Below are 21,487 nucleotides of genomic sequence, written 5' to 3' on the forward strand. Positions count from 1 at the left end.
TCGCGCTGACGGCCAAGCTCTTGGCCAATCGCCTGCGCAATCTCGGGATCGCGCGACGCGAGGGATTCGGTGAAAAAACCTTCAGAGATAAACGCTTGGTTTCCATCATGAGGCATTCGGGCAACTCCATCCGTGTGACTTTTGCAATTTCCTATCGGAAACCTAGCGCTCTTGGAAGGTTGTAAAGCGACAAATGGGCTTGTCCCACCGGCATTACTGGCGCAACAGGTGGAAATGTGGTTCGATCCGATCCACACGACGCGCTTTGGAAACGGGACGGTTCGCCGATGGATAGAAAAATCGCCTTTGTCGCCAGTGACGCGCCATCGGCCCAAACCGCGCGCGCCGCGCTGGTTGGGCGGTATGGCACTGTTCCTGAGGACCAGGCCGATGTGATTGTGGCGCTTGGGGGGGACGGTTTCATGCTGCAAACCCTACACCGCACCCAAGACCTACGCGCGCCGGTCTACGGGATGAACCGCGGCACGGTCGGATTTTTGATGAATGAATATTCGGAAACCGACCTGCGCGAGCGGCTGGCTTGTGCCGAGGAAGAGGTGATTAACCCTTTGTCGATGACGGCGCAATGCGCCGATGGCTCGATGCATGAGGCTTTGGCGATCAACGAGGTGTCGCTGCTGCGCGCCGGGCCGCAAGCTGCGAAACTGCGGATCACCATCGACAAACGGCTGCGGCTGGAAGAGTTGGTGTGCGATGGCGCGCTTGTGGCGACGCCGGCCGGATCCACCGCCTATAACTATTCTGCCCACGGCCCCATTCTGCCCATCGGGTCGGATGTTCTGGCGCTGACGGCCGTGGCTGCGTTTCGCCCCCGTCGCTGGCGCGGGGCTTTGTTGCCTAAAACGGCGCATGTGCGGTTTGACGTGATCAACCCCGACAGACGGCCCGTCATGGCCGATGCCGACAGCATCTGGGTCGAGAATGTGCTTTGGGTGGAAATCCAGTCGGACCCCAGCATTGAACATCGCTTGTTGTTCGATCCGGGACATGGGTTGGAAGAACGCCTGCTGCGTGAGCAGTTTGTCTGAACCTGTCAAAAAATTGAGCTTGGGGGTTTCGGGACCAGAGGTCTGACGATACGATTCCTGTATGAATTATGGTGACGGCTTCTTTGTGACCCTGCTGCACAGCCCTTGGTTTTTGATTGGCTGGGCGGCTGTGATGGTGCCAAGCCTTTGGGTCGTGATCCGCGACATGCGTTTGAACAACGCGCATCTTATGTCGTTGATGAAATGGGTTTGGGCACTGACCGTGGTGTATTCCGGACCCGTCGGCTTAGGCGTCTACTGGTGGTCCGGGCGCAAGGAAATTCCCAAAGACGGGACGTATCGCCGTGCGGCGCGGTCGGTGGCGCATTGTTATTCGGGCTGCGGGGCGGGGGAAATCGTGGGGCTGACGCTGGCTGTGGGCGTGCTTGCGCTTGGCACAACCGCCACCGCGCTGATGACCTTTGCGTTTGCCTATGCGGCGGGGTTTGTCCTGACGGTGGGGCCGTTGATGCAGGAAGGCACCAAATTTTACACGGCGACCAAAGACGCCCTGTATTCCGAGACGCCCAGCATCACGGTGATGGAGGTCGTGGCGATCGGGGTTGATTTGACGCTGGCAGGTGATGCGGGGCCAAGTCAGGTGTTGTTCTGGTCATCCATGATCGTGTCGCTGACCTGTGGTCTGATCGCGGCCTATCCTGTGAATGTCCTGTTGATCCGCATGGGGATCAAACAAGGCATGATGGACCCGCGCGAAACCCATCATGGTTGAGGCGCACGCCCGATGCTTCGGGGCCGCTGTAAAACCCCTGTCCAGGATCGCTGATGCGCCTCAATACAGCCCAATCCACCGGGCGGTCACATCGGCCTGATGGTCGCGCCCATAGGCGACAAGGCCGAGGCTGGTGACCGTTTCAGGCCGGGGTGAGCTGCGCAGAAACCGGCCCGATGGCTGGAACGCGCTAAAGGGCAGGCGGATGGTTTGCAACTCGGCCTTGGTGTCGAACGGCGCTTGGTAATATTGCCACGGAAACAGCATCCCTTGTGTGCGCAGATGGACGAAATACCGCTGGCCATTGCCACGCACTTTCAGAACAACGCCGTTTGCATCAGCGGGAAAACCGCGCTCCAGATCGGCGCGCGCCTGAATGAATCCGCCGCGATTTTCGGTGCTGACGGTGCCGGTCAGGCGAATGCACTCTTCCCCATTCACGGTTTGTAGCCGGGCTTGTCCCTCGCTGACGCCGCCCATCACCTGATCGCTGAAATAGCGCCATTCGGACGGCGGCTGTGGTGTGAAATCTTCGATAGGGCCAGCATGGCCCGGAACGCCGAAAAACAACAGGGCGCAGGCGGCGATAAAGCGGTGGATAAGCATGACGAACCTCCAATACACGCCCGACATATGGGGTGGCGCGTAAAATTGGAGTGCGGCAAAATAACAGCGCCGCCGTTATTCGTGACGGCGGCGCTGATTTGGTTCAGCCGTGCTGATGTCAGGTCTTGGCCAGCCCGATGGTCTGAAGCGCGTCCTTGATTTCATCAAGGATCGCGGGGTCGTCAATCGTGGCGGGCATCTTGTAGTCGGCCCCGTCAGCGATTTTGACCATGATCGCGCGCAAGATTTTGCCTGAACGCGTTTTGGGCAGGCGATCCACGACCACGGCCAGCTTGAACGCCGCCACTGGCCCGATCTGGTCACGCACCATTTTGACGCATTCCTGCACGATCTCGGCGTGATCGCGGTTGACGCCTTTGGTCAGACACAGAAAGCCGATGGGCAGTTGACCCTTAAGCTGGTCCGAGGCACCGATCACGGCACATTCGGCCACATCCGGGTGCGCGGCCAGAACTTCCTCCATGCCGCCGGTGGACAAACGGTGGCCCGCGACGTTGATCACGTCATCGGTGCGCGCCATGATCCACAGGTAGCCATCCTCGTCCTTCATCCCGGCATCGCCGGTCTCATAGTAACCGGGGAAGGTGTTGAGGTAGGATTTACGGAACCGATCCTCGGCATTCCACAGCGTTGGCAAGGTGCCGGGTGGCAAGGGCAGTTTGACGGCAATGGCACCCAGTTCGCCAGCGGGCAGTTCGTGGCCCGCTTCGTCCAAGATTTGCACATCATAGCCCGGCATCGCCACTGTGGGCGACCCGATCTTGACGGGCAGGGCCTCGATCCCGGCGGGGTTGCCTGCGATGGTCCAACCGGTTTCGGTCTGCCACCAGTGGTCATAGACCGGCACGCCCATCACTTCTTGGGCCCATTCAATCGTGTCGGGGTCGGCGCGTTCGCCAGCCAGATACAAGGCACCCAGCCCGGAAATATCGTAATCCTTGATCAATTCTCCCTTGGGGTCATCGCGCTTGATGGCGCGCAGGGCCGTGGGCGCGGTGAAGAAGCTGCGCACCTTGTGTTCGCTGATCACCCTCCAGAAGGTGCCGGCATCGGGGGTGCCCACGGGTTTGCCCTCGAACACAATCGTCGTATTGCCGTGGATCAGCGGAGCGTAGCAGATATAGCTGTGGCCAACGACCCAACCCACATCCGACGCGGCCCAGAACACATCGCCGGGATCAACGTTGTAGATGTTTTTCATGGTCCAGTTCAGGGCAACAAGGTGGCCCCCGGTGTGGCGGACCACGCCCTTGGGTGCGCCTGTCGTGCCCGAGGTATACAGGATATAGGCCGGGTGATTGCCCTCGACCGGCAGGCATTCGGCTGGTTCAACGCCGTATTGGAAGCCGTGCCAGTCAAAATCGCGGCCCTCTTCCAGATGCGCGACTTCTTCCTCGCGTTGGAAGATCACACAGAAATCTGGCTTGTGCTTGGCTTGGTCAATCGCCCCGTCCAGAAGTGGTTTGTAATGCACCACCCGGCCCGGCTCGATCCCGCACGAGGCGGCGATGATGCATTTGGGCGCGCAATCGTCGATCCGCACCGCCAGTTCATGGGCCGCGAAGCCGCCAAAAACCACCGAATGCACGGCACCGATCCGCGTGCAGGCCAGCATCGCCTCAAGCGCTTCGGGGACCATCGGCATGTAGATGATCACCCGGTCGCCTTTTTCGACGCCCTTGGCGCGCAACGCGCCCGCCAGCCGTGCCACCCGTGAGCGCAGCTGAGCATAGCTGATCTTGTGCTTGGTGCCGGTGACAGGGCTGTCATGGATAATCGCCGCCTGCGCGCCGCGCCCGTTTTCAACGTGGCGATCCACGGCGTTCCAGCAGGTGTTGACCATGCCGTCGGCAAACCATTCATAAAGGTCGTCGCCTTTGTCGAACAGGGCCTTGCTGGGAGGCTTGTCCCATTCAATGGCTTGAGCTTGGCGCATCCAGAATCCTTCGGGATCCTGTTTCCAGCTGTCGTAGACGTCATTGTATACCATGGTGTCCTCCTCCGAACCTTTGCAAATGTGTTACGGGCGCAAGCACCTTGCGGCAAGAGAGGCGGCGCCGCGTTGGACAGATTACCGCATGACATTTGCAGAAAAAGCCCAGCAGTGCCTGCAAATTTTTGCAAACCCCATGAATTTGGGGGCTATCACGGCAAATCACGCCGGTTCTGCAAATCTGCAAAGCGCTATTCTGCAAAGCGATGCGGCGCACCTGCGCATAGATTCGCCGCAGTGGCGAGCCTTAGCCGTAATGTGCAACCGGGGTGCCCGCAATGGCCGCCATGTTCAGAAGGCCCCGCGCGGTGATCCCCGGTGTGACCACATGCGCACGGTTGCCCATGCCCATCAGGATCGGCCCCACTTCAAGGCCGCTGGCCTTCATCTTCAGAATATTGCGCACACCCGACGCCGCATCGGCATGGGCGAAAATCAGGATATTGGCCGCGCCTTGCATCCGGTTCTCGGGCAACAAGCGGTCACGCAGGTCCGGGTCAAGCGCCGCATCCACGTTCATTTCACCCTCATAGGCGAAATCGCGCGGCGCGGAATCCAGTATCTCAAGCGCGGCGCGCAGCCGCTTGCCGGACCCTTCGGCCTGATTGCCGAATTGTGATTGCGAACACAGCGCCACATTCGGCGTCAGGCCAAAGCGGCGCACATGACGTGCCGCACCAATCGCCGCCTCGGCCAATTGTTCCGGGGTGGGCAGGGAATGCACATGCGTATCGGCAATGAACAACGGGCCGTCTTCCAATATCATCAACGAAAGTGCCCCGTGCGGACGCAAATTACCGGTGCCCAAAACCTGTGTGACATAGTTCAGGTGCCACCGGTATTCGCCAAACGTGCCGCAAATCAGGCTGTCGGCCTCGCCGCGATGCACCATGACCGCGCCGATGGCCGTGCTGTTGGTGCGCATGATCGCCTTGGCCAGATCGGGCGTCACCCCGCGGCGTTTCATCAGATCGTGATAGCTGCCCCAATAATCGCGGTAGCGGGGGTCGTCTTCGGGATTCACGATTTTGAAATCGCGGCCGGGCCGGATTTCGAGCCCCATTCTTTCGCAGCGCCGATCTATTACCGAAGGTCGGCCGATCAAAATCGGGGTTTCGGTGGTTTCTTCCAATATGGCCTGTGCGGCGCGCAAAACGCGTTCGTCCTCGCCTTCGGCAAAGACAATCCGGCGGGCGGCCGTGCCTGCGGCCTCGAACACTGGGCGCATCAGCAAGGCCGACTTGAAAACATTGGCATCCAACCGGGCCTTGTAAGCGGCCAGATCCTCCACCGGGCGCGTCGCGACGCCAGACTCCATCGCGGCGCGGGCCACCGCGCTTGAGACGATGCCCGACAGGCGCGGATCGAATGGTTTGGGGATCAGGTAATCGGCACCGAAGGTCAGTTGTTCGCCTTGATAGGCGGCGGCGGCCTCGGCGCTGGTGGTGGCGCGGGCCAGTTCGGCGATGCCATCCACGCAGGCAATCTGCATGGCGTCATTGATTTCGGTTGCCCCCACATCCAACGCACCACGGAAAATAAAGGGAAAACACAGCACGTTGTTGACCTGATTGGGAAAATCGCTGCGCCCGGTGGCGATAATCGCGTCGGGTGCGGTGCTGCGGGCCTCGTCGGGCATGATTTCGGGGGTGGGGTTGGCCAAGGCAAACACGATGGGCCGCTTGGCCATCTTGCCAACATGATCCGGCGTCAGCACCTTAGGCCCCGACAGGCCCAGAAACAAATCCGCCCCGTCGATCACATCGTCCAGGGTGCGCAGATCGCTGTCTTGGGCAAAGGCCGCTTTTTGCGGGTTCATATCCTCGGTCCGGCCTTTGTAGACCAGCCCGTGAATATCACAAAGCCAGATGTTTTCGCGTTTGACGCCCAATTTCAGCAACAGGTTCAGGCAAGCGATACCAGCCGCACCGCCGCCGGTGCTGACAATCTTGATGTCCTCAAATCTCTTGCCTGCCACATACAAAGCATTCGTGGCCGCCGCGCCCACGACAATGGCCGTGCCGTGCTGATCGTCGTGGAACACGGGGATATCCATCCGCTCGCGGCACAGCTTTTCGACGATGAAACAGTCAGGGGCTTTAATGTCTTCAAGGTTGATCGCGCCAAAGGTCGGACCAAGCGAGCACACGATATCGGCCAGTTTCTCGGGGTCTTTTTCGTCGATTTCCAGATCAAAACAGTCAATATCGGCGAACTTTTTGAACAGAACCGCCTTGCCTTCCATCACCGGCTTGGAGGCCAACGCGCCGATATTGCCAAGGCCCAACACCGCCGATCCGTTGGTGACAACCGCTACAAGGTTGCCGCGCGCGGTGTAGCGGCTGGCATTGGTCGCGTCGTCTTTGATTTCAAGACAGGCCTCGGCCACGCCGGGGGAATAGGCGCGCGCCAGATCGCGCCCGTTGGCCAGTGGTTTGGTGGCGCGGATTTCCAGTTTTCCGGGCTTGGGGAATTCATGATAGGTCAAGGCTGCTTGTCGCAGGCTTTCCTTGTGGCTGTCGGTCATGAAATCCTCCCTTTGGTGTTAGTTTAGTATTAAACTATTAATCTGTGCGCGCAATCCGGCTTTGCCCGAGCCATAGGCTCAGCTTGCATCCTGCGCGAACGGGACGCAATGTGAAAGGCAGTCAAGGCCTATCGGCCAGCAAAACTGATCTGCACAGGAGCGCCGCAAGAATGAGTTTGATCGAACAGGCCCGCGCCGTCCGGGACCATGCGCATGCGCCCTATTCCGGGTTCAAGGTAGGGGCCGCCCTGCGCGCGGCCTCGGGCCGGGTGTATGTGGGATGCAACGTCGAAAACGCCTCGTATCCCGAAGGCACCTGCGCTGAAACCGGCGCGATTGCGGCGATGGTGGCGGCTGGCGAGACACAGATTGCCGAGGTGGTGATCATCGCCGACAGCCCGCAGCCGATCAGCCCTTGTGGCGGATGCCGTCAGCGCCTTGCCGAGTTTGCCGGTGACGAAACCCCGATTGTCATGGTCACGCTCGATGGCCAGCAGGCCACGGCAACCCTGTCGGCGCTATTGCCCGGCGCCTTTGCGTCCAGCAGCATGGCAAAGGGCCGCTGATGGATGCCCGGACGATCATCGCAGGTATCCGGGACGGACACACACCAAGTGCCGACGCCTTGCAATGGTTCGCCAAAGGGCTGGCCGATGGGCGTGTCAGCGATGCGCAGGCCGGGGCATTTGCCATGGCGGTCGTGCTGAAAGGGTTGGGGGACGCGGGCCGCACAGCCCTGACCATGGCGATGCGCGACAGCGGCAAGGTTTTGCAATGGCACTGCGATGGCCCGGTCATCGACAAGCATTCGACCGGTGGCATCGGCGATTGCGTCAGCCTTGTGCTGGCCCCGGCCTTGGCGGCCTGTGGCGCGTATGTGCCGATGATCTCGGGGCGTGGCTTGGGCCATACCGGTGGCACGCTGGACAAGCTTGAGGCCATCCCGGGCCTGCAAACCACCCAAAGCGAGGCGCGCTTGCGCGATATCGTTGGGCGGGTGGGCTGTGCGATTGTCAGCGCAAGCGCGGATATGGCCCCGGCAGACCGGCGGCTATACGCGGTGCGCGATGTCACGGCGACGGTCGAAAGCCTTGATCTGATCACCGCGTCGATCCTGTCGAAAAAGCTGGCGGCGGGATTGCAGGGGTTGGTGATGGATGTGAAGACCGGCTCTGGCGCCTTCATGAAAGATGCGGGTGCCGCGCGTGCGTTGGCCACTGCCCTTGTCGATACGGCCAATGCCGCTGGATGCCGGACCACGGCGATGATCACCGACATGAGCCAACCATTGGCCCCGGCGCTTGGCAATGGTTTGGAGGTGGCCGAGGCGATGCGCGTTTTGACGGGGCAGACCCATGGCCGCTTGTTCGATCTGTCGGTCGCCCTTGGCGGTCAGGCGTTGGTGTTGGGTGGTCTGGCCGACACGCCCAAGGCCGGTGAGGGGCAAATTCAGGCGGCTTTGGCAAGTGGTCGCGCGGCCGACAGGTTTGCCCGGATGCTGGCCGACATGGGCGGGCCGAAAGATTTTGCCGAACACTGGCAAGACCACCTACCGTCAGCGCCTGTGATCCGCGATCTGCCAGCCCCGCGTGCAGGCTATGTGACCGCGATTCAGGGCGAGGCCATGGGTCTGGCCGTGATCGCTCTTGGTGGGGGGCGGCAGGTGGAACGCGACATAATCAACCCTGCCGTCGGATTGGATCGGGTGGCCCCGCTTGGCGCTTACCGCGAAAAAGGGGATCCGCTGCTGCGCATTCACGCGGCCACGCCCGAACAGGCCGACAGGGCAACAAAGGCGTTGCTGAACGCGATCACGATCACCGATGAGGCCGCTTCGGTATCGCCCCTGATCCTCAATCAGGTGCCGGGATGAGCCGCGCCTTCCTGATCGTGATGGATTCCGTCGGGATCGGCGGTGCGCCGGATGCGGCGCAGTATTTTTGCGGGGATGTGCCGGACACCGGGGCCAACACCGTAGCGCATATCGCGCAGGCTCGGCCCGGCGGTTTGCATCTGCCCACGTTGGATGGGCTTGGGCTTGGCGCGGCGATAGAATTGGCATCGGGGGCACAGGCCCCCGGTCTTGGGCGCGTGCCGCAGGGCCTGTGGGGCTGCGCGAACGAAGTCTCGCAAGGCAAGGATACCCCGTCGGGCCATTGGGAATTGGCAGGCGTGCCGGTGCCTTGGGTGTGGCACTATTTCCCCGACACGGTTCCGGCCTTCCCTGACACGGTCAGCGCGGCCATTGCGCAGGCCGCTGGCACTGGCGGAATCCTTGGCAATTGCAATGCATCGGGAACGGAAATCATCGCGCGCTATGGCGCGCAGCATCTGCAATGTGCCTGGCCGATTTGCTATACCTCGGCGGATAGCGTCCTTCAGATTGCCGCGCATGAAAAAGCGTTTGGCTTGCAGCGCCTGTTGGATCTTTGCCGCGATATCGCGCCGATGCTGCATGATATGCGTGTGGGGCGGGTGATTGCTCGGCCTTTCGTCGGAGACGCCGTTAGCGGCTTTGCCCGCACGGAAAATCGGCGTGATTTTGCCATGCCGCCGCCTGCGCCCACGCTGTGCGATTGGGTGCAGGGGGCCGGGCGCAAGGTGCATGCCATCGGCAAGATCGGCGATATCTTTTCCATGCAGGGGATTGATGATGTCCACAAAGGCTCTGACGCACAGCTGATGACGCATCTGGCCAACGCCATTGACCATGCCGAAGAGGGCAGCCTGACCTTCGCCGATTTCGTCGAGTTCGACAGCCTTTTTGGGCACCGGCGGGACGTTGATGGATATGCGCAGGCGCTTGAATGGTTCGATCTCCAGATTGGCATGTTGTTGCCGCGACTGCGCCGCGGCGATCTGATGCTGATCACCGCTGACCATGGCAATGATCCCACCTGGTCTGGCACCGACCATACACGCGAACGTGTCCCGGTTCTGGGCGCGGGCTATGGCGCGGGGCAGATCGGGCAGGTGGCGTTTGTGGACGTGGCCGCCAGCGTCGCGGCTCATCTTGGCGTGCCCGCGCAAGGGCCGGGGCGCAGCTTTCTGCCGCAGCGCAGCACCGTATGACCGTTGCCCCGTGGCGTGGTTTCTGAAATGTAGTGCGCAAACGCCAGATTTTCGCAAGCCGAGGACACCCATATGAAACAGCACCTGACCGTCGTGACGCATCCATTGGTACAGCACAAACTGACCATCATGCGCGAAAAGGAAACCTCGACGGCGGTGTTTCGGCAGCTTTTGCACGAAATCAGCCAATTGCTGGCCTATGAGGTCACCTACGAGCTGGACATGACCACGCGGCGTATCGAAACCCCGCTTGAGGAAATGGATGCCCCGGTTCTGGCTGGGCGCAAACTTGCGCTGATTTCGATCCTACGTGCGGGCAATGGCCTTTTGGATGGAATGCTTGGGCTGATCCCGTCGGCGCGTGTGGGCTTTGTTGGCCTCTATCGGGACGAGGCCACGTTGCAGCCGGTTCAGTATTACTACAAGGTGCCCGACCATCTGGACGAGCGTATGGTCATTGTGGTCGATCCGATGCTGGCAACCGGCAATTCCTCGGCGGCGGCGGTGGATCTACTGAAACAATCCGGTGCCAAGAATATCCGCTTTTTGTGCTTGCTAGCCGCGCCCGAAGGTGTCGCGCGGATGAAAGAGGCGCATCCGGATGTGCCCATTGTCACGGCGTCTTTGGATGAACGCCTGAATGACTTGGGGTATATCCTCCCGGGACTAGGGGATGCGGGTGATCGCATGTATGGCACTAAATAAGCGATAGACTGTTTACTAGATGTAACAAATCAGGCACTCTGCACCCAACAGTTGTGGGGGCAATTATGAAAGTTACACGGGTTTTGGCGATTGCCGTGATCGCAGCCTCGGTTGGTGTCGGGTTTGTGCAGGCGCAAAGCATGGCCAGCAAAGACGTTCCTGCAGAATTTCCGCCCTCCTCCTTCGAGGGGCGGCAATATGTCGACAGCAAGGGCTGTGTGTTCATTCGCGCCGGAATTGACGGGAACACCTCGTGGATTCCGCGTATGACGCGATCACGCGAGGTGCTGTGTGGCTTCCAGCCGTCGATCGCCAAGGCCAAACCGGCCGCCGAACCTGCACAACCTGCGGCGCGCAAGGTTGCGAGATCGCGGCCTGAGAAAACCAGCCAACCGGCCCCGAGCAACGCAGAGCACAAGCGCGCGCCAGCCACTGCCCCGGCCCGCAAAAAGCCGATTGTGATAACCCGGCCACGGACCGCCCGCACTGAAAAGCCGCAGGAAACCGCGCCTGCAGCCGTTAAAACAGTGAAACCTGTCCGCACAGCGCCAAGCGCGCCCGCGAAAACGGAAGTATCGTCTTGTCAGGGCGGCAGCGCGATCTCGACCCGTTACATGGGGTCGGGCGATGTGCGGTGTGGTCCGCAAACGGCCCCGCATGTGACCTACGTGCAAGGCGGTGGCGGATCAGGGGCAACCACCCGTCCGGCCCGTGTGATCCAGACGCAGCCCGTTCGCCAGACAGCGTCGGCTAACACCCACGCCGCGCCGCGTTCCTACAGCCAAACGGGGCCAGGCGCGCCTGCAACGCAACGGCAACCCGTGCGCGTGGTGCCGCGTCATGTTTATGAAAATCAGCAGAATGCCAAGGGCACGTATATTCCGGACGGCTACAAGCCGGTTTGGGATGATGATCGCCTGAACCCGCAGCGCGCGCATCAAACGCTGCACGGCATGGCGCAGATGGAGGTTGCGTGGTCCAAGACCGTGCCGCGCTATCTGATTGACCGCAGGACTGGCCGCGACATCACCTATAAATACCCCGGCCTGCAATATCCCTATACCAGCTTTGAGCAACAGCGCGCCGCCGGGGTGACGATCTCGACGCGCGGGCAAGTGGTGCCTGATCCGGTTCGTGTGACGCGCGGCACTCGCAGCACGACCCGCAAGGTGGCCGAACGGCAGGCACCGCGCGCGGTTGTCTCAACCCGATCCAAGGCACCGGAAAAAGCCGCCAGCCACCGCTATATCCAGATCGGCGTCTTTGCCGATCGCGGCCAAGCGCAGCGCGCGGCGCAAAAGATTGCGGCGCGTGGCTTGCCCGCGCGTCTGGCCAAGATGACACGCGGTGGCAAATCCTACACCGTGATGACGACCGGGCCGTTCCGGACGCAATCTGATCTACAAACCGCCCTGACCCGCGTGCGCGGCGCTGGATTTTCAAACGCGCGCCTGCGCAACTGAAGAGGTCGGCGTTCAAGCCCCAAAAGGCGCGCGCGGTTATTCGCCCGGCCGCAGCAAGCTGAATGTTTCGGTGACCGTGGTGTAATCGCGGTATCCTAAGCGTGCCAAGGGGGTGAAGGATAACACGTCGAACTTGCCGTCTTTCAGGCAATCGTCGCGCATGTGGACGCCTGTCACCTCACCGAACACGGCAAAATTCGCCTCGCCGGGCAGTTGCACGATTTGGGTCAGTTTGCATTCCAGATTTGCCGGGGCCGCCATCACGCGCGCGCAGTCGATGGTATCGCATTGGGCTTTTTCCAGGTCGGCCAATTCGAACTCGTCGCTGTCTTTTTCCCACGGACCCGAGGTGCGGTTCATTGCATCACGCATGGCAAACTCAACAATGTTGACGCAAAACACGCCGCTGTCGCGGATGTTGGCAACGCTGTCCTTGGTGTCGCCGCGATCGTCTTTCGCCCCGGTCGAGGCAAACATGACTTGTGGCGGCACATAGGCGACCGCGTTGAAAAAGGAATAAGGCGCAAGGTTGTCCCGGCCATCGGAACCGCGGGTTGAAATCCAACCAATCGGGCGCGGCGTGACGATGGCGTTAAACGGGTTGTGCGGCAATCCGTGGCCGTCTTGCGGTTTATAGAACATTGCGTCCCTCCGGGGGTTTACGGGTTTGTGCAAGTCGTAACGCCGTGCTACCCGCAATTCCAGCCGATTTCACAAGGAGTTGCAGCGTGTTCGACCTGCGACCTGAAACAGATGATGACTGGTGGGAGGTCGAGGCCCTGTATGACCTGTGCTTTGCACCGGGGCGCGAGGCGTTGTCGTCATACCGTTTGCGGGATGGGGTGCCGCCGGTGCGCGGGCTTAGCCTTGTGGCGCGCGACCCTGACGGGATTTTGGCCGGGGCCATCCGGTTTTGGCCCGTGTCTGTTGGTGGCGCGCGGGCCTTGTTGCTGGGGCCTGTGGCCGTTCACCCGACCCGGCAAGGCGAAGGTTTGGGGGCTGGGTTGATCCGTGAAAGCCTGAGCTTGGCCGGGAAAAAGGGATGGGACCGGGTGATCTTGGTGGGCGATGCGCCCTATTACCAAAGGTTCGGCTTTCGGCGCTTATCAGGGGTCGAGATGCCCCCGCCCACCAACCCTGACCGGATCTTGGGTGTGGCGCTGACCGATGGGGCGTGGGATGGAGTAACCGGCAAGGTCACACGCGCGGCTTGAAAAGCGCCTTGGCAGGCCCGATCTTATCGTCAACGATGCAACGGGGCGGTTCATGGAAATCATTGAAAAGCAGATTGATAGCGATGAGGTGTCGGTGCGGATCGCCGACTTGGTCGCGCGGCATGCCCGTGCTTCGAACGCCGGGATTCAGGTGCTCAACCTGATCGGCGGGCAGGCCGAGGGCCTGTTGGATCGCCTGCCGCCAGCAGTGCGCGGCAGGCTAAACGATGCCACCGAACAAGCGCTTGCATATGCGATGGAGGCGGCGCAACGCTCGCGCGGGGTGGTGGCCGACAGCCCCGGCTGGATGACACGCGCGGTGACCACCGCAATGGGGGCAGCCGGTGGGTGGGGTGGCTTGCCCACGGCCATGGCCGAGCTTCCGATTACCACGACAATTTTGTTGCGCGGGATACAGGATGTGGCGTTAGAGCACGGCTTTTCTCCGCAAGATCAAGGCGTTCGTTTTGATTGTGTTCAGGTTTTCGCCGCAGCCGGGCCGCTGGATCACGACGATGGGGCCGATATTGCCTTTCTCAGCACCCGCGTGGCTGTGACGGGGGCCACGGTGCATGGTCTGATTGCCCGCGTTGCGCCCCGTTTGGCGACGGTATTGGGCCAAAAACTGGCCGCGCAGACCATCCCTGTGCTTGGGGCGGCGGCGGGGGCGGCCACGAATTATGCCTATACCAGCTATTATCAACAGATGGCGCATGTGCATTTCGGGCTGCGGCGTCTGGCGATTGAGGCCGACCGCGACCATGCCGATCTGCTGGAAGAGTTCCGGGTGCAGGTCGCGCGCGACGGGGTCGCGCAGCGGTGACAGATTTGTACGAAACGCCGTGTTCAGGGCCATGACCACTGACAGGCGGTGCGCGTGTCCTAAAGTTTGCCGCGCAGGTATTCCATCACGGCCGGGCGGACAGATTGGTGGCCCTCGTCGCGCGTGGTGTGGATGATTTGGTGCATCTCGGACAGGTCGACCCGGCGCAGGATCGATTTGACCGGCCCGATTGAGGCCGGGCGCATTGACAGCGACCGCAGGCCGATGGCGGCCAGACAGGCGGCTTCGACCGGGCGGCCCGCGTCTTCACCACAAAAGCTGAGGCGCGTATCGGTAGTTGCGCAGCGTTGCACAATGTTTTCCAGAAAGGTCAGAAAACTGACATTCAGCGTGTCATAGCGCCGCCGGACCAGTTCATTCTCGCGGTCGGCGGCAAAGAAGAACTGTTTGAGGTCATTGCCTCCGATCGACAGAAAATCGACCTCGGAATAAAAGCTGTCGGGCGCAAAGGCCAGTGATGGCGTTTCAAGCATCGCCCCGACCTCGAGGCTTTCGGGCAGGGGGTGGCCCAGAATGCGTTCACGCTCTAGCGCCTTGTCCATCTCGGCGCGGGCGGCGGTAAATTCTTCGCGCTGCGCCACGAACGGGAACATCACCGTCAGTGGGCGGCCCGCCGCCGCGCGGATCAGCGCCTGAAGCTGCATGCGCATGACGCCGGGCTTGTCCAATCCAACGCGCACCGCGCGCCAGCCAAGGGCCGGGTTGGGCTCGTCCACGGCCTTCATATAGGGCAACACCTTGTCCGACCCGATATCGAGGGTGCGAAACACCACACGTTTGCCTTTGGCCGCATCGATCACGCGGGCGTAAAGCTGGCTTAGTTCAGCGCGCTTTGGCATGTGGTTGCGGATCAGAAACTGCAATTCGGTGCGAAACAGGCCCACGCCCTCGGCGCCTGAACTTTCCAAACTGGGCAGATCGGCCATCAGGCCGGCATTCATCTTGAGCGTAATGCGCTGCCCGCACAGCGTTTCGGCGGGCTTGTCGCGGATCGAGGCATAGCTTTCCTGTGCCTGCGCCTGCATCGCCATCTTGTCGCGGAACGCCCCGACAACGGTATCGTCGGGCCGCAAATGCACGATCCCCTGATCGCCATCGACAAGGATAGGATCACCATTCAGCGCCTCGGTGGTGATCCGGCTGGCGTGGATCACGAGCGGAATGGCAAGCGCGCGCGCCACAATCGCGGCGTGCGACCCGACCGAGCCTTCTTCAAGCACGATCCCTTTAAGCGATCGCCCGTAATCCAGCAATTCGGCGGGGCCGATATTGCGCGCGATCAGGATCGGATCGGCGGGCATTTCTGCGCCGGTCTGGTTGCCCTGACCGGTCAGGATGCGCAACAGGCGGTTGGACAGGTCATCTAGATCGTGCAGACGTTCGCGCAGGTAGGCGTCGCTGACCTGACCCATGCGGGCGCGGGCGGTGGATTGTTCTTTTTCCACGGCGGCCTCGGCCGACAGGCCGCGGCCGATGTCCTCTTCCATGCGGCGCATCCAGCCCTTGGAATTGGCGAACATCCGATACGCTTCCAGCACCTGAAGCTGATCCTTGTCGCCGCTCGCCGCCGTGGACAGCATACGGTCAACACCGACGCGCAGATCTTCGACGGCGTCTTGCAGGCGTTCCAATTCGCGATGTGGATCATCGGCAATCAGGTTGGTGACCACGACGCGCGGTTCGTGCAGCCAGACATGCCCCCGCGCAGCGCCTTCCTGCGCACAGGTGCCGCGAAACAAAACCGGCTGTTGGTGGCGCGCGGACATGGCCGCGCCTTCGCCAACAAAGGCGCCAAGTTCGGCCATTTCGGCGATAACCATGGCCACCACTTCAAGTGCATAGACCTCGTCATCGGAAAAGCTGCGGGCGCTTTTGGTCTGGACCACCAAAACACCCAGCATTTCACCAAGCCGTTGCACCGGGACGCCAAGAAAGCCGGAATAGGCCTCTTCCCCGGTTTCGGCCATATAGCGGAAACCGCGCGTGCCGGGGGCATCGGCGGTATTGATGATCTGGCCGGTGCGCGCGACGCGCCCCACCAGACCTTCGCCCAGTTTCATGCGGGTTTCGTGCACCGCTTCGGGGTTCAGGCCTTCGGTGGCGCAAAGTTCAAGCGTGTCTTCATCGCGAAACAGGTAGATCGAGCAGACCTCGACATGCATTTCCTCGGCGATGAGGGTGGTAATCCGGTCCAGACGCTGCTGACCGGCAGCGTCTTCGGCCATGACGGCGCGAAGGCGGCCCAGCATCTGGCGGCTGTCGGTTTGAAAGTCCTGCGTCATGGCAAATGCCGTCCCCGAAGCCGTCGTATCTTGATCACGCGGCCTTTGTCCCGTTTCGGCAGACTGTGCCGGGATCAGGCCGTTTTGTCCAATTCGAACGCATCATGCAGTGCCTGAACGGCGAGTTCCATGTATTTCCGGTCGATCAAAACAGAAATTTTTATCTCGGAAGTTGCAATAACCTTGATGTTCACGCCGTCGTCACTGAGCGTTTTGAACATCTTGGCGGCAACCCCTGATTGGCTGCGCATCCCGATGCCCACTGCCGAAACCTTGGCGACATTGGTATCGGCAACAAGGTCATGGTAATTGATGTCGCCGCGCTCTTTCGCCGCGGCCAGCGCTTTTTCGGCGCGCAGCACCTGATCGGTGGGGCAAGAAAAGGTCATGTCGGTGCGACCCTCTTCCGAGATATTCTGCACGATCATATCCACGTTGACACCCGCCTCGGAGAGCGGCCCGAAAATGGCGGCGGCGATGCCCGGACGGTCGGCGACCGAGATGAGGGTCATTTTCGCCTCGTCACGGGAATAGGCGATGCCGCTGACGACATTGGATTCCATGATTTCCTCCTCGGAGCAGACCAGCGTGCCTGCCGCGTCTGACTGTTCTTCGAAACTGCTGAGCACGCGCAGTTTAACATTATAGCGCATCGCAAGCTCGACCGAACGAGTTTGCAGCACCTTGGCCCCCAGCGAGGCCAGTTCCAGCATTTCCTCGAATGCGATCCGGTCGAGTTTGCGCGCCTTGTCGGCAATGCGCGGGTCGGTGGTATAGACACCATCGACATCGGTGTAGATATCACAGCGCTCGGCATCAAAGGCGGCGGCAAAGGCCACGGCTGTGGTGTCTGATCCGCCCCGGCCAAGGGTGGTGATCCGGCCTTCTGGGCTGACACCTTGGAAGCCCGCAACAACGGCCACGCGCATGCCTTCGGCGAACTTGACGTTGATATTGTCGGTCGGGATGTCTTCGATGCGTGCGGCAGAATGCGCCGAGGTGGTCTGCACCGGCACTTGCCAGCCCTGCCAACTGCGCGCGGGCACATCCATTTCCTGCAAGGTCAGCGCCATCAGCCCTGCGGTGACGTTTTCACCAGAACTGACCACGGCATCGTATTCGCGCGCGTCATAAAGCGGCGAGGTTTCACCGACATAGCCCACCAATTTGTTGGTTTCGCCTGACATGGCCGAAACGATGACAATCACGTCATAGCCTTTGGCCACTTCGACGCCGACGCGTTTGGCAGCGCGGCGGATGCGGTCAAGCGTAGCGACCGAGGTGCCGCCGAATTTCATCACGAGAACGGGCATGTCTGCGTCCCTGTCAATAATCGGGCGGGGTTTACGCGGGCTGGCGGACAAGGGCAAGAGCGACAATATCGCTTATCCGCCCTGACAGGCGGTTTCGCGAGGGTTTGCGCTATTTTTGCGCAGGATCAATAGGGATGATCTTGGCCGTCCCACGTCTGGAAGCACCCGGTGCTGTCCGGGCCGAGGGCGGCGAAGCGATCAATCAGGCCATCGGCGGCGTCGTCCACCGAGATATCGGCCGCTGTGCCGCCCATATCGGTGCGCACCCAACCGGGATGGTAGATGCCGACGGCGATCCCGTCGGGTTTCAGGTCAACCGCCAGATTGCGCCCCAGATTCAGCGCCGCCGCTTTGGACGCGCGATAGATATAGCTGCCGCCGGGGGCGTGCTCGTGGCTGGCCATCCTGCTGGACATGATCGCGATCTTGGCATCCTGAGCCGCCTTGAGATTGGGCAAAAGCGCCTGGATGGTCAGAAAGACGCCGGTGACATTGGTGGCAAAAGTATCGGCCCACATCTGCGCGGGGTATCCATCGGGCAGGCTGTGGCCCTTATCCGGATAGATACCGGCGTTACAGATCAACAGATCAACCGACCGCCCGGCAAGCTGTTGGGCAAAATCGCTGACGCTGGCCGGATCGGTCACATCCAGCTTGGCCAAACCGTCCGCGCCGCTGCGCGATGTGCCGGTGACCTCATGGCCGGCGGCACGGTAGCGCGTCAAAAGCGCCTGTCCGATGCCGCGGTTGGCCCCGGTGATCACGATATGCATGGCGTGTGTCCTTTCAGAAACGTCAATTGGTTTTACGACCCGGCATGAAGGGCAGCGGCATGATCGGCACGCCATCTTCAACCAGCTTGCGGGCCTCTTCGGGTTTGGCCTGCCCGTGAATGGTGCGGTCGGGCGTTTCGCCATTGTGCATCTTGCGGGCCTCGCTGACAAAATTCATGCCAACATATTCCGAGTTTGATTCGATCTGCTTACGCAACTCGGTCAGGGCGCGTTCGGCGGCTGTTGCAGGGGTGCTGAGGGCACCGCGCGCAGGGCTGGTCGTGGTGTCCGTGGCGGCATGGGCTTGTGACCGGCTGTCCGAAACGCGCGGGGCCATCATCGCCTTTTCCACCTTGTCCGATCCGCACACAGGGCAACACACCATGCCGCTTGCCAACAATTTGTCGAAGGCAGCGGACGATTGAAACCAGCTGTCAAAACGGTGATTTCCGTCACATTGAAGGGAAAATTGGATCATCTTTTTGCCCAGTAGAATTTCACCGAAAATATGCAGTTAGGGGGAAATATCAAGGTGAAACGGATTTACTTTCGCTGGAGGTGGGCAGGGTCGAAATGGCGCAGGATCACAGATAATTCAGGCTCGGATACAAGTGTAGCGGCCTTTTTCGGGCGCAGCCATTTGCGGCGGCGTTGGCCAGCCTCGGGATAGGTTTTGGCCAGTGCCTTGACCTTGACAGGAAAGACCAGCCCGACGCAGGGCAGGTTCTCGCGCGTTTCGTCAATCTTGGTGTAGGAAAACAGACCAAGGCACTGCTCGGACGCTTTGCCCTGTACACCCGCCTCTTCCCACGCTTCGGTCAGGGCGCATTCGCCGGGGGTCTTGCCCAACATGGGCCAGCCCTTTGGGATGATCCAGCGACCCGAGCCGCGCGATGTGATCAACAGAACCTCGGGCTTGTCCTTGCGAATGCGGTAGCACAATGCGCCAAACTGCGTGCGCAGGTCGCTTTTGCTGCGCATGCGCAGGCTTATTGGCATCTTCCTTCGCGTGTGAAGGGTCATGCGGTGGCCTTTCTTGTGCCCAGTCACTTGTTGCGCCCCCCTGTCGCCGGGGCCGTTCACGTGAAATTATAGTCAGGCACGGCGATGTTTGGCCAGAAAAGGATGCGCATCGGGATCAAGGATGCAGTGGAATGTGCCCGTTTCCCCGCAGTTTTGGCGATTTTTGACCCGGATGGGATGGCTTTGGTTTCATTAAATAGCCTGAGTAAAAAAATCAGAATTGACATAACCAAGTGAATTTGTCAGAAAAGACGTGCCCAGCCACCCCATTCGGGCCAGCCGGCATCGCATATTTGTTTTTAGGCATGGAGCATTGGCATGGTTCACTCTGATTCTTCTCGCGCGCCGCGCAACGCTGCGTCGTCCAAACGGGCGGCAGAACATATGCAGTGGCGCAAGGAACTTTTGGCCACCGCGTTTCAAGGCGGCGTGACCAGCGACATCTGGCTGGAGGCCCTGTTGGACAGGCTGGAGGCAAGATAATGATTCGCGCGCAAACCGCTCAGCAGCCCGAGTTGCTGCCCGACCCCACCTGTCATGATGCCCGCGACCTGACCCAAGGCGGCACGACCGCCAATATCATTCTGGACGGCAAGATTTACACCCTGCGCATCACCCGCGCTGGCAAGCTGATTTTGACGAAATGATACATGATCGCGATATGGTCGGGGCATTCCCGGTGGCCGCGATAGAGCGGCTGCCCGGTGCCGAGGTATTGGCAATTCGTTGCTTGCGCGGCTGGAGTGATGGCCCCGAGGCGGTGATGGCCTTGCTGTCGCCCGCGATTGGCCCGGTCAAGGCGCGGGCCTGCCTGCGGGCGATGGGCGACGTGATGGCCATCGTGCTGCGCCATGGCCGCCGACCGATCATCCGCCACGGGGCGCGCTGTGCCTGTGTCGGTTCGGACGAGGCGATATTTGCGCATTTCGTCATGGTCCCCGCCACGGGCGAGCGTGAAGACGCGATGCTGATCGCGTCGCTGTTGGTCGAAGGCCCGCTGCTGTTACCGATGGTCGATGCGGCGCGTCAGGCGGGGCTGTACCTGTATCAGGCGGGTTTGCGGCAATCGCCGGCCTTTCCCGAACCGGCCAGCGTCACCCGGCATTAGGAGAGAGGGATAAGCATGATTGTCTGTCACTGCATGTCGATCACCGATCACGACATTCGCCGCGCGGTCGACTGGATGCGCGCCGCCGACCCGCAGGTATTGATCACGCCCGGCAAGGTGTATCGCGCCTTGGGCAAGAAAGCGGATTGCGGCGGATGTCTGCCGCACTTCGTTGAAACGTTGCGCGCATGTGACAACTTTGAGGTACCAATGCAATTGCGCGGTTTGCGCCGCGCCATGACACAGGAAAGACACCATGAAGGGCGACGAAAAGGTAATTGAATTTCTTAACGCAGCACTGCGCAGCGAGTTGACGGCGGTCAGCCAGTATTGGCTACATTATCGCCTGCAAGAAGACTGGGGCTACGGCAAAATCGCCAACAAAAGCCGCGAGGAAAGCATTGAAGAGATGCACCATGCCGACAAGCTGATCGAGCGGATCATCTTTTTGGGCGGGCACCCGAACCTGCAAAAACTTGATGCGCTGCGCATTGGTGAGACATTGCGCGAAACGCTGGAGGCCGATCTGGCCGCCGAGCATGACGCGCGCAGCCTGTATATCGAGGCTCGCCAGCATTGCGACAGCGTGGGTGACTATGTGTCGAAGAACATCTTTGAAGAGCTGATCGCAGATGAGGAAGGGCATATCGACTTTCTTGAAACGCAGATCGAACTGCACGAAAGCCTTGGTGCGGAACGTTACGGTCTGCTCAATGCGTCGGCTGCGGACGAGGGCGAAAGCTAGGACCGGGGCCGGTCTG

The 21,487-nt window shown here is 60.9% G+C and carries 23 protein-coding genes; 14 read left to right on the top strand and 9 right to left on the bottom strand.

The window, feature by feature from the left end; translation table 11 throughout:
• Positions 1–287: 287 nt before the first annotated feature.
• Together HAT86_RS06340 and HAT86_RS06345 are read left to right on the top strand one after the other, a co-directional pair.
• Positions 288–1,049, top strand: a complete 762-nt coding sequence (locus HAT86_RS06340; RefSeq protein WP_167194579.1) for an NAD kinase — start codon at positions 288–290, stop codon at positions 1,047–1,049.
• 61 nt (positions 1,050–1,110) lie between these two features.
• The gene (locus HAT86_RS06345) at positions 1,111–1,782 is read left to right on the top strand and encodes a DUF4396 domain-containing protein (protein WP_167194582.1); all 672 of its coding nucleotides are present in this window, start codon (positions 1,111–1,113) and stop codon (positions 1,780–1,782) included.
• Positions 1,783–1,842: 60 nt separating this feature from the next.
• Here the strand turns inward: HAT86_RS06345 and HAT86_RS06350 are convergent, their stop codons facing one another.
• The 3 genes from HAT86_RS06350 to HAT86_RS06360 form a co-directional block, all read right to left on the bottom strand.
• On the bottom strand, positions 1,843–2,388 hold the full coding sequence (locus tag HAT86_RS06350; protein WP_167194585.1) for a CIA30 family protein: 546 nt from the start codon (positions 2,386–2,388) through the stop codon (positions 1,843–1,845).
• A 118-nt stretch (positions 2,389–2,506) separates the two neighbouring features.
• A complete protein-coding gene (gene prpE / locus HAT86_RS06355; RefSeq protein ID WP_167194589.1) occupies positions 2,507–4,399 on the bottom strand; it encodes a propionate-CoA ligase PrpE in 1,893 nt (630 codons plus the stop codon).
• Positions 4,400–4,649: 250 nt separating this feature from the next.
• Entirely contained in the window at positions 4,650–6,929 is a 2,280-nt protein-coding gene (locus tag HAT86_RS06360; protein WP_167194591.1) for an NADP-dependent malic enzyme, read from the bottom strand.
• Between the two features lie 110 nt (positions 6,930–7,039).
• On the opposite strand from HAT86_RS06360, the gene HAT86_RS06365 reads away from it, so the two are divergent.
• From HAT86_RS06365 to HAT86_RS06385, 5 genes are all read left to right on the top strand, one after another.
• Entirely contained in the window at positions 7,040–7,495 is a 456-nt protein-coding gene (locus HAT86_RS06365; RefSeq protein WP_167194594.1) for a cytidine deaminase, read from the top strand.
• The gene (locus HAT86_RS06370) at positions 7,495–8,802 is read left to right on the top strand and encodes a thymidine phosphorylase (RefSeq protein ID WP_167194597.1); all 1,308 of its coding nucleotides are present in this window, start codon (positions 7,495–7,497) and stop codon (positions 8,800–8,802) included. Before HAT86_RS06365 ends, HAT86_RS06370 begins: the two co-directional genes overlap by 1 nt.
• On the top strand, positions 8,799–10,001 hold the full coding sequence (locus tag HAT86_RS06375) for a phosphopentomutase (RefSeq protein ID WP_167194600.1): 1,203 nt from the start codon (positions 8,799–8,801) through the stop codon (positions 9,999–10,001). The genes HAT86_RS06370 and HAT86_RS06375 overlap by 4 nt, the downstream gene beginning before the upstream one ends.
• A 72-nt stretch (positions 10,002–10,073) precedes the next feature.
• Entirely contained in the window at positions 10,074–10,706 is a 633-nt protein-coding gene (gene upp, locus HAT86_RS06380; RefSeq protein ID WP_167194603.1) for a uracil phosphoribosyltransferase, read from the top strand.
• Between the two features lie 65 nt (positions 10,707–10,771).
• Positions 10,772–12,169 (top strand): SPOR domain-containing protein, encoded by a 1,398-nt coding sequence (locus HAT86_RS06385; protein WP_167194606.1) that lies wholly within the window; start codon positions 10,772–10,774, stop codon positions 12,167–12,169.
• 36 nt (positions 12,170–12,205) lie between these two features.
• Here HAT86_RS06385 and HAT86_RS06390 read toward each other — a convergent pair whose 3' ends face one another.
• Positions 12,206–12,811: a flavin reductase family protein gene (locus HAT86_RS06390; RefSeq protein ID WP_167194609.1), complete on the bottom strand. Its 606-nt coding sequence runs from the start codon at positions 12,809–12,811 to the stop codon at positions 12,206–12,208.
• A gap of 86 nt (positions 12,812–12,897) precedes the next feature.
• Between HAT86_RS06390 and HAT86_RS06395 the strand changes: the two genes are divergently transcribed.
• Together HAT86_RS06395 and HAT86_RS06400 are read left to right on the top strand one after the other, a co-directional pair.
• Positions 12,898–13,383: a GNAT family N-acetyltransferase gene (locus tag HAT86_RS06395; protein WP_167194612.1), complete on the top strand. Its 486-nt coding sequence runs from the start codon at positions 12,898–12,900 to the stop codon at positions 13,381–13,383.
• Positions 13,384–13,435: 52 nt separating this feature from the next.
• On the top strand, positions 13,436–14,206 hold the full coding sequence (locus tag HAT86_RS06400; protein WP_167194615.1) for an EcsC family protein: 771 nt from the start codon (positions 13,436–13,438) through the stop codon (positions 14,204–14,206).
• A 59-nt stretch (positions 14,207–14,265) separates the two neighbouring features.
• Here HAT86_RS06400 and ptsP read toward each other — a convergent pair whose 3' ends face one another.
• The 5 genes from ptsP to HAT86_RS06425 all read right to left on the bottom strand — a co-directional run bounded on the left by ptsP (position 14,266) and on the right by HAT86_RS06425 (position 19,576).
• A complete protein-coding gene (ptsP, locus tag HAT86_RS06405) occupies positions 14,266–16,509 on the bottom strand; it encodes a phosphoenolpyruvate--protein phosphotransferase (RefSeq protein ID WP_167194618.1) in 2,244 nt (747 codons plus the stop codon).
• A 74-nt stretch (positions 16,510–16,583) separates the two neighbouring features.
• The gene (locus HAT86_RS06410; RefSeq protein ID WP_167194621.1) at positions 16,584–17,822 is read right to left on the bottom strand and encodes an aspartate kinase; all 1,239 of its coding nucleotides are present in this window, start codon (positions 17,820–17,822) and stop codon (positions 16,584–16,586) included.
• A 125-nt stretch (positions 17,823–17,947) separates the two neighbouring features.
• Entirely contained in the window at positions 17,948–18,595 is a 648-nt protein-coding gene (locus tag HAT86_RS06415) for an SDR family oxidoreductase (protein WP_167194624.1), read from the bottom strand.
• A gap of 22 nt (positions 18,596–18,617) precedes the next feature.
• On the bottom strand, positions 18,618–19,073 hold the full coding sequence (locus HAT86_RS06420; RefSeq protein WP_167194627.1) for a DUF1178 family protein: 456 nt from the start codon (positions 19,071–19,073) through the stop codon (positions 18,618–18,620).
• A gap of 65 nt (positions 19,074–19,138) precedes the next feature.
• Complete coding sequence (locus HAT86_RS06425) at positions 19,139–19,576, bottom strand: NUDIX hydrolase (RefSeq protein WP_231125839.1); 438 nt, start codon at positions 19,574–19,576, stop codon at positions 19,139–19,141.
• Between the two features lie 360 nt (positions 19,577–19,936).
• Here HAT86_RS06425 and HAT86_RS06430 point away from each other — a divergent pair, with 360 nt between their 5' ends.
• Genes HAT86_RS06430 through bfr form a run of 5 tightly spaced genes read left to right on the top strand, consistent with a single transcriptional unit; the run spans position 19,937 to position 21,471 of the window.
• Positions 19,937–20,101: a hypothetical protein gene (locus HAT86_RS06430; protein WP_167194633.1), complete on the top strand. Its 165-nt coding sequence runs from the start codon at positions 19,937–19,939 to the stop codon at positions 20,099–20,101.
• Positions 20,101–20,265: a hemin uptake protein HemP gene (gene hemP, locus HAT86_RS06435; protein ID WP_167194635.1), complete on the top strand. Its 165-nt coding sequence runs from the start codon at positions 20,101–20,103 to the stop codon at positions 20,263–20,265. The genes HAT86_RS06430 and hemP overlap by 1 nt, the downstream gene beginning before the upstream one ends.
• On the top strand, positions 20,262–20,726 hold the full coding sequence (locus tag HAT86_RS06440; protein WP_167194638.1) for a hypothetical protein: 465 nt from the start codon (positions 20,262–20,264) through the stop codon (positions 20,724–20,726). Before hemP ends, HAT86_RS06440 begins: the two co-directional genes overlap by 4 nt.
• Before the next feature lie 15 nt (positions 20,727–20,741).
• Positions 20,742–21,008 carry a (2Fe-2S)-binding protein gene (locus tag HAT86_RS06445; protein ID WP_167194641.1) on the top strand — a complete coding sequence of 89 codons (267 nt, stop codon included), beginning with the start codon at positions 20,742–20,744 and terminating at the stop codon, positions 21,006–21,008.
• Positions 20,983–21,471, top strand: coding sequence for a bacterioferritin (gene bfr / locus HAT86_RS06450; protein ID WP_167194644.1), 489 nt, complete (start codon positions 20,983–20,985; stop codon positions 21,469–21,471). The genes HAT86_RS06445 and bfr overlap by 26 nt, the downstream gene beginning before the upstream one ends.
• Positions 21,472–21,487: the final 16 nt, after the last annotated feature.

Origin of the sequence: Roseovarius gahaiensis (assembly GCF_011601345.1) — a bacterium.
Lineage (GTDB): Bacteria > Pseudomonadota > Alphaproteobacteria > Rhodobacterales > Rhodobacteraceae > Roseovarius > Roseovarius gahaiensis.

Coding starts and splice junctions, on each gene's coding strand:
- HAT86_RS06340 (WP_167194579.1), top strand. CDS start 288: ATGGATAGAAAAATCGCCTTTGTCGCCAGTGACGCGCCATCGGCCCAA.
- HAT86_RS06345 (WP_167194582.1), top strand. CDS start 1,111: ATGAATTATGGTGACGGCTTCTTTGTGACCCTGCTGCACAGCCCTTGG.
- HAT86_RS06350 (WP_167194585.1), bottom strand. CDS start 2,388: ATGCTTATCCACCGCTTTATCGCCGCCTGCGCCCTGTTGTTTTTCGGC.
- prpE (WP_167194589.1), bottom strand. CDS start 4,399: ATGGTATACAATGACGTCTACGACAGCTGGAAACAGGATCCCGAAGGA.
- HAT86_RS06360 (WP_167194591.1), bottom strand. CDS start 6,929: ATGACCGACAGCCACAAGGAAAGCCTGCGACAAGCAGCCTTGACCTAT.
- HAT86_RS06370 (WP_167194597.1), top strand. CDS start 7,495: ATGGATGCCCGGACGATCATCGCAGGTATCCGGGACGGACACACACCA.
- HAT86_RS06375 (WP_167194600.1), top strand. CDS start 8,799: ATGAGCCGCGCCTTCCTGATCGTGATGGATTCCGTCGGGATCGGCGGT.
- upp (WP_167194603.1), top strand. CDS start 10,074: ATGAAACAGCACCTGACCGTCGTGACGCATCCATTGGTACAGCACAAA.
- HAT86_RS06385 (WP_167194606.1), top strand. CDS start 10,772: ATGAAAGTTACACGGGTTTTGGCGATTGCCGTGATCGCAGCCTCGGTT.
- HAT86_RS06390 (WP_167194609.1), bottom strand. CDS start 12,811: ATGTTCTATAAACCGCAAGACGGCCACGGATTGCCGCACAACCCGTTT.
- HAT86_RS06400 (WP_167194615.1), top strand. CDS start 13,436: ATGGAAATCATTGAAAAGCAGATTGATAGCGATGAGGTGTCGGTGCGG.
- ptsP (WP_167194618.1), bottom strand. CDS start 16,509: ATGACGCAGGACTTTCAAACCGACAGCCGCCAGATGCTGGGCCGCCTT.
- HAT86_RS06410 (WP_167194621.1), bottom strand. CDS start 17,822: ATGCCCGTTCTCGTGATGAAATTCGGCGGCACCTCGGTCGCTACGCTT.
- HAT86_RS06415 (WP_167194624.1), bottom strand. CDS start 18,595: ATGCATATCGTGATCACCGGGGCCAACCGCGGCATCGGACAGGCGCTT.
- HAT86_RS06420 (WP_167194627.1), bottom strand. CDS start 19,073: ATGATCCAATTTTCCCTTCAATGTGACGGAAATCACCGTTTTGACAGC.
- HAT86_RS06425 (WP_231125839.1), bottom strand. CDS start 19,576: ATGCGCAGCAAAAGCGACCTGCGCACGCAGTTTGGCGCATTGTGCTAC.
- HAT86_RS06430 (WP_167194633.1), top strand. CDS start 19,937: ATGGTTCACTCTGATTCTTCTCGCGCGCCGCGCAACGCTGCGTCGTCC.
- hemP (WP_167194635.1), top strand. CDS start 20,101: ATGATTCGCGCGCAAACCGCTCAGCAGCCCGAGTTGCTGCCCGACCCC.
- HAT86_RS06440 (WP_167194638.1), top strand. CDS start 20,262: ATGATACATGATCGCGATATGGTCGGGGCATTCCCGGTGGCCGCGATA.
- HAT86_RS06445 (WP_167194641.1), top strand. CDS start 20,742: ATGATTGTCTGTCACTGCATGTCGATCACCGATCACGACATTCGCCGC.
- bfr (WP_167194644.1), top strand. CDS start 20,983: ATGAAGGGCGACGAAAAGGTAATTGAATTTCTTAACGCAGCACTGCGC.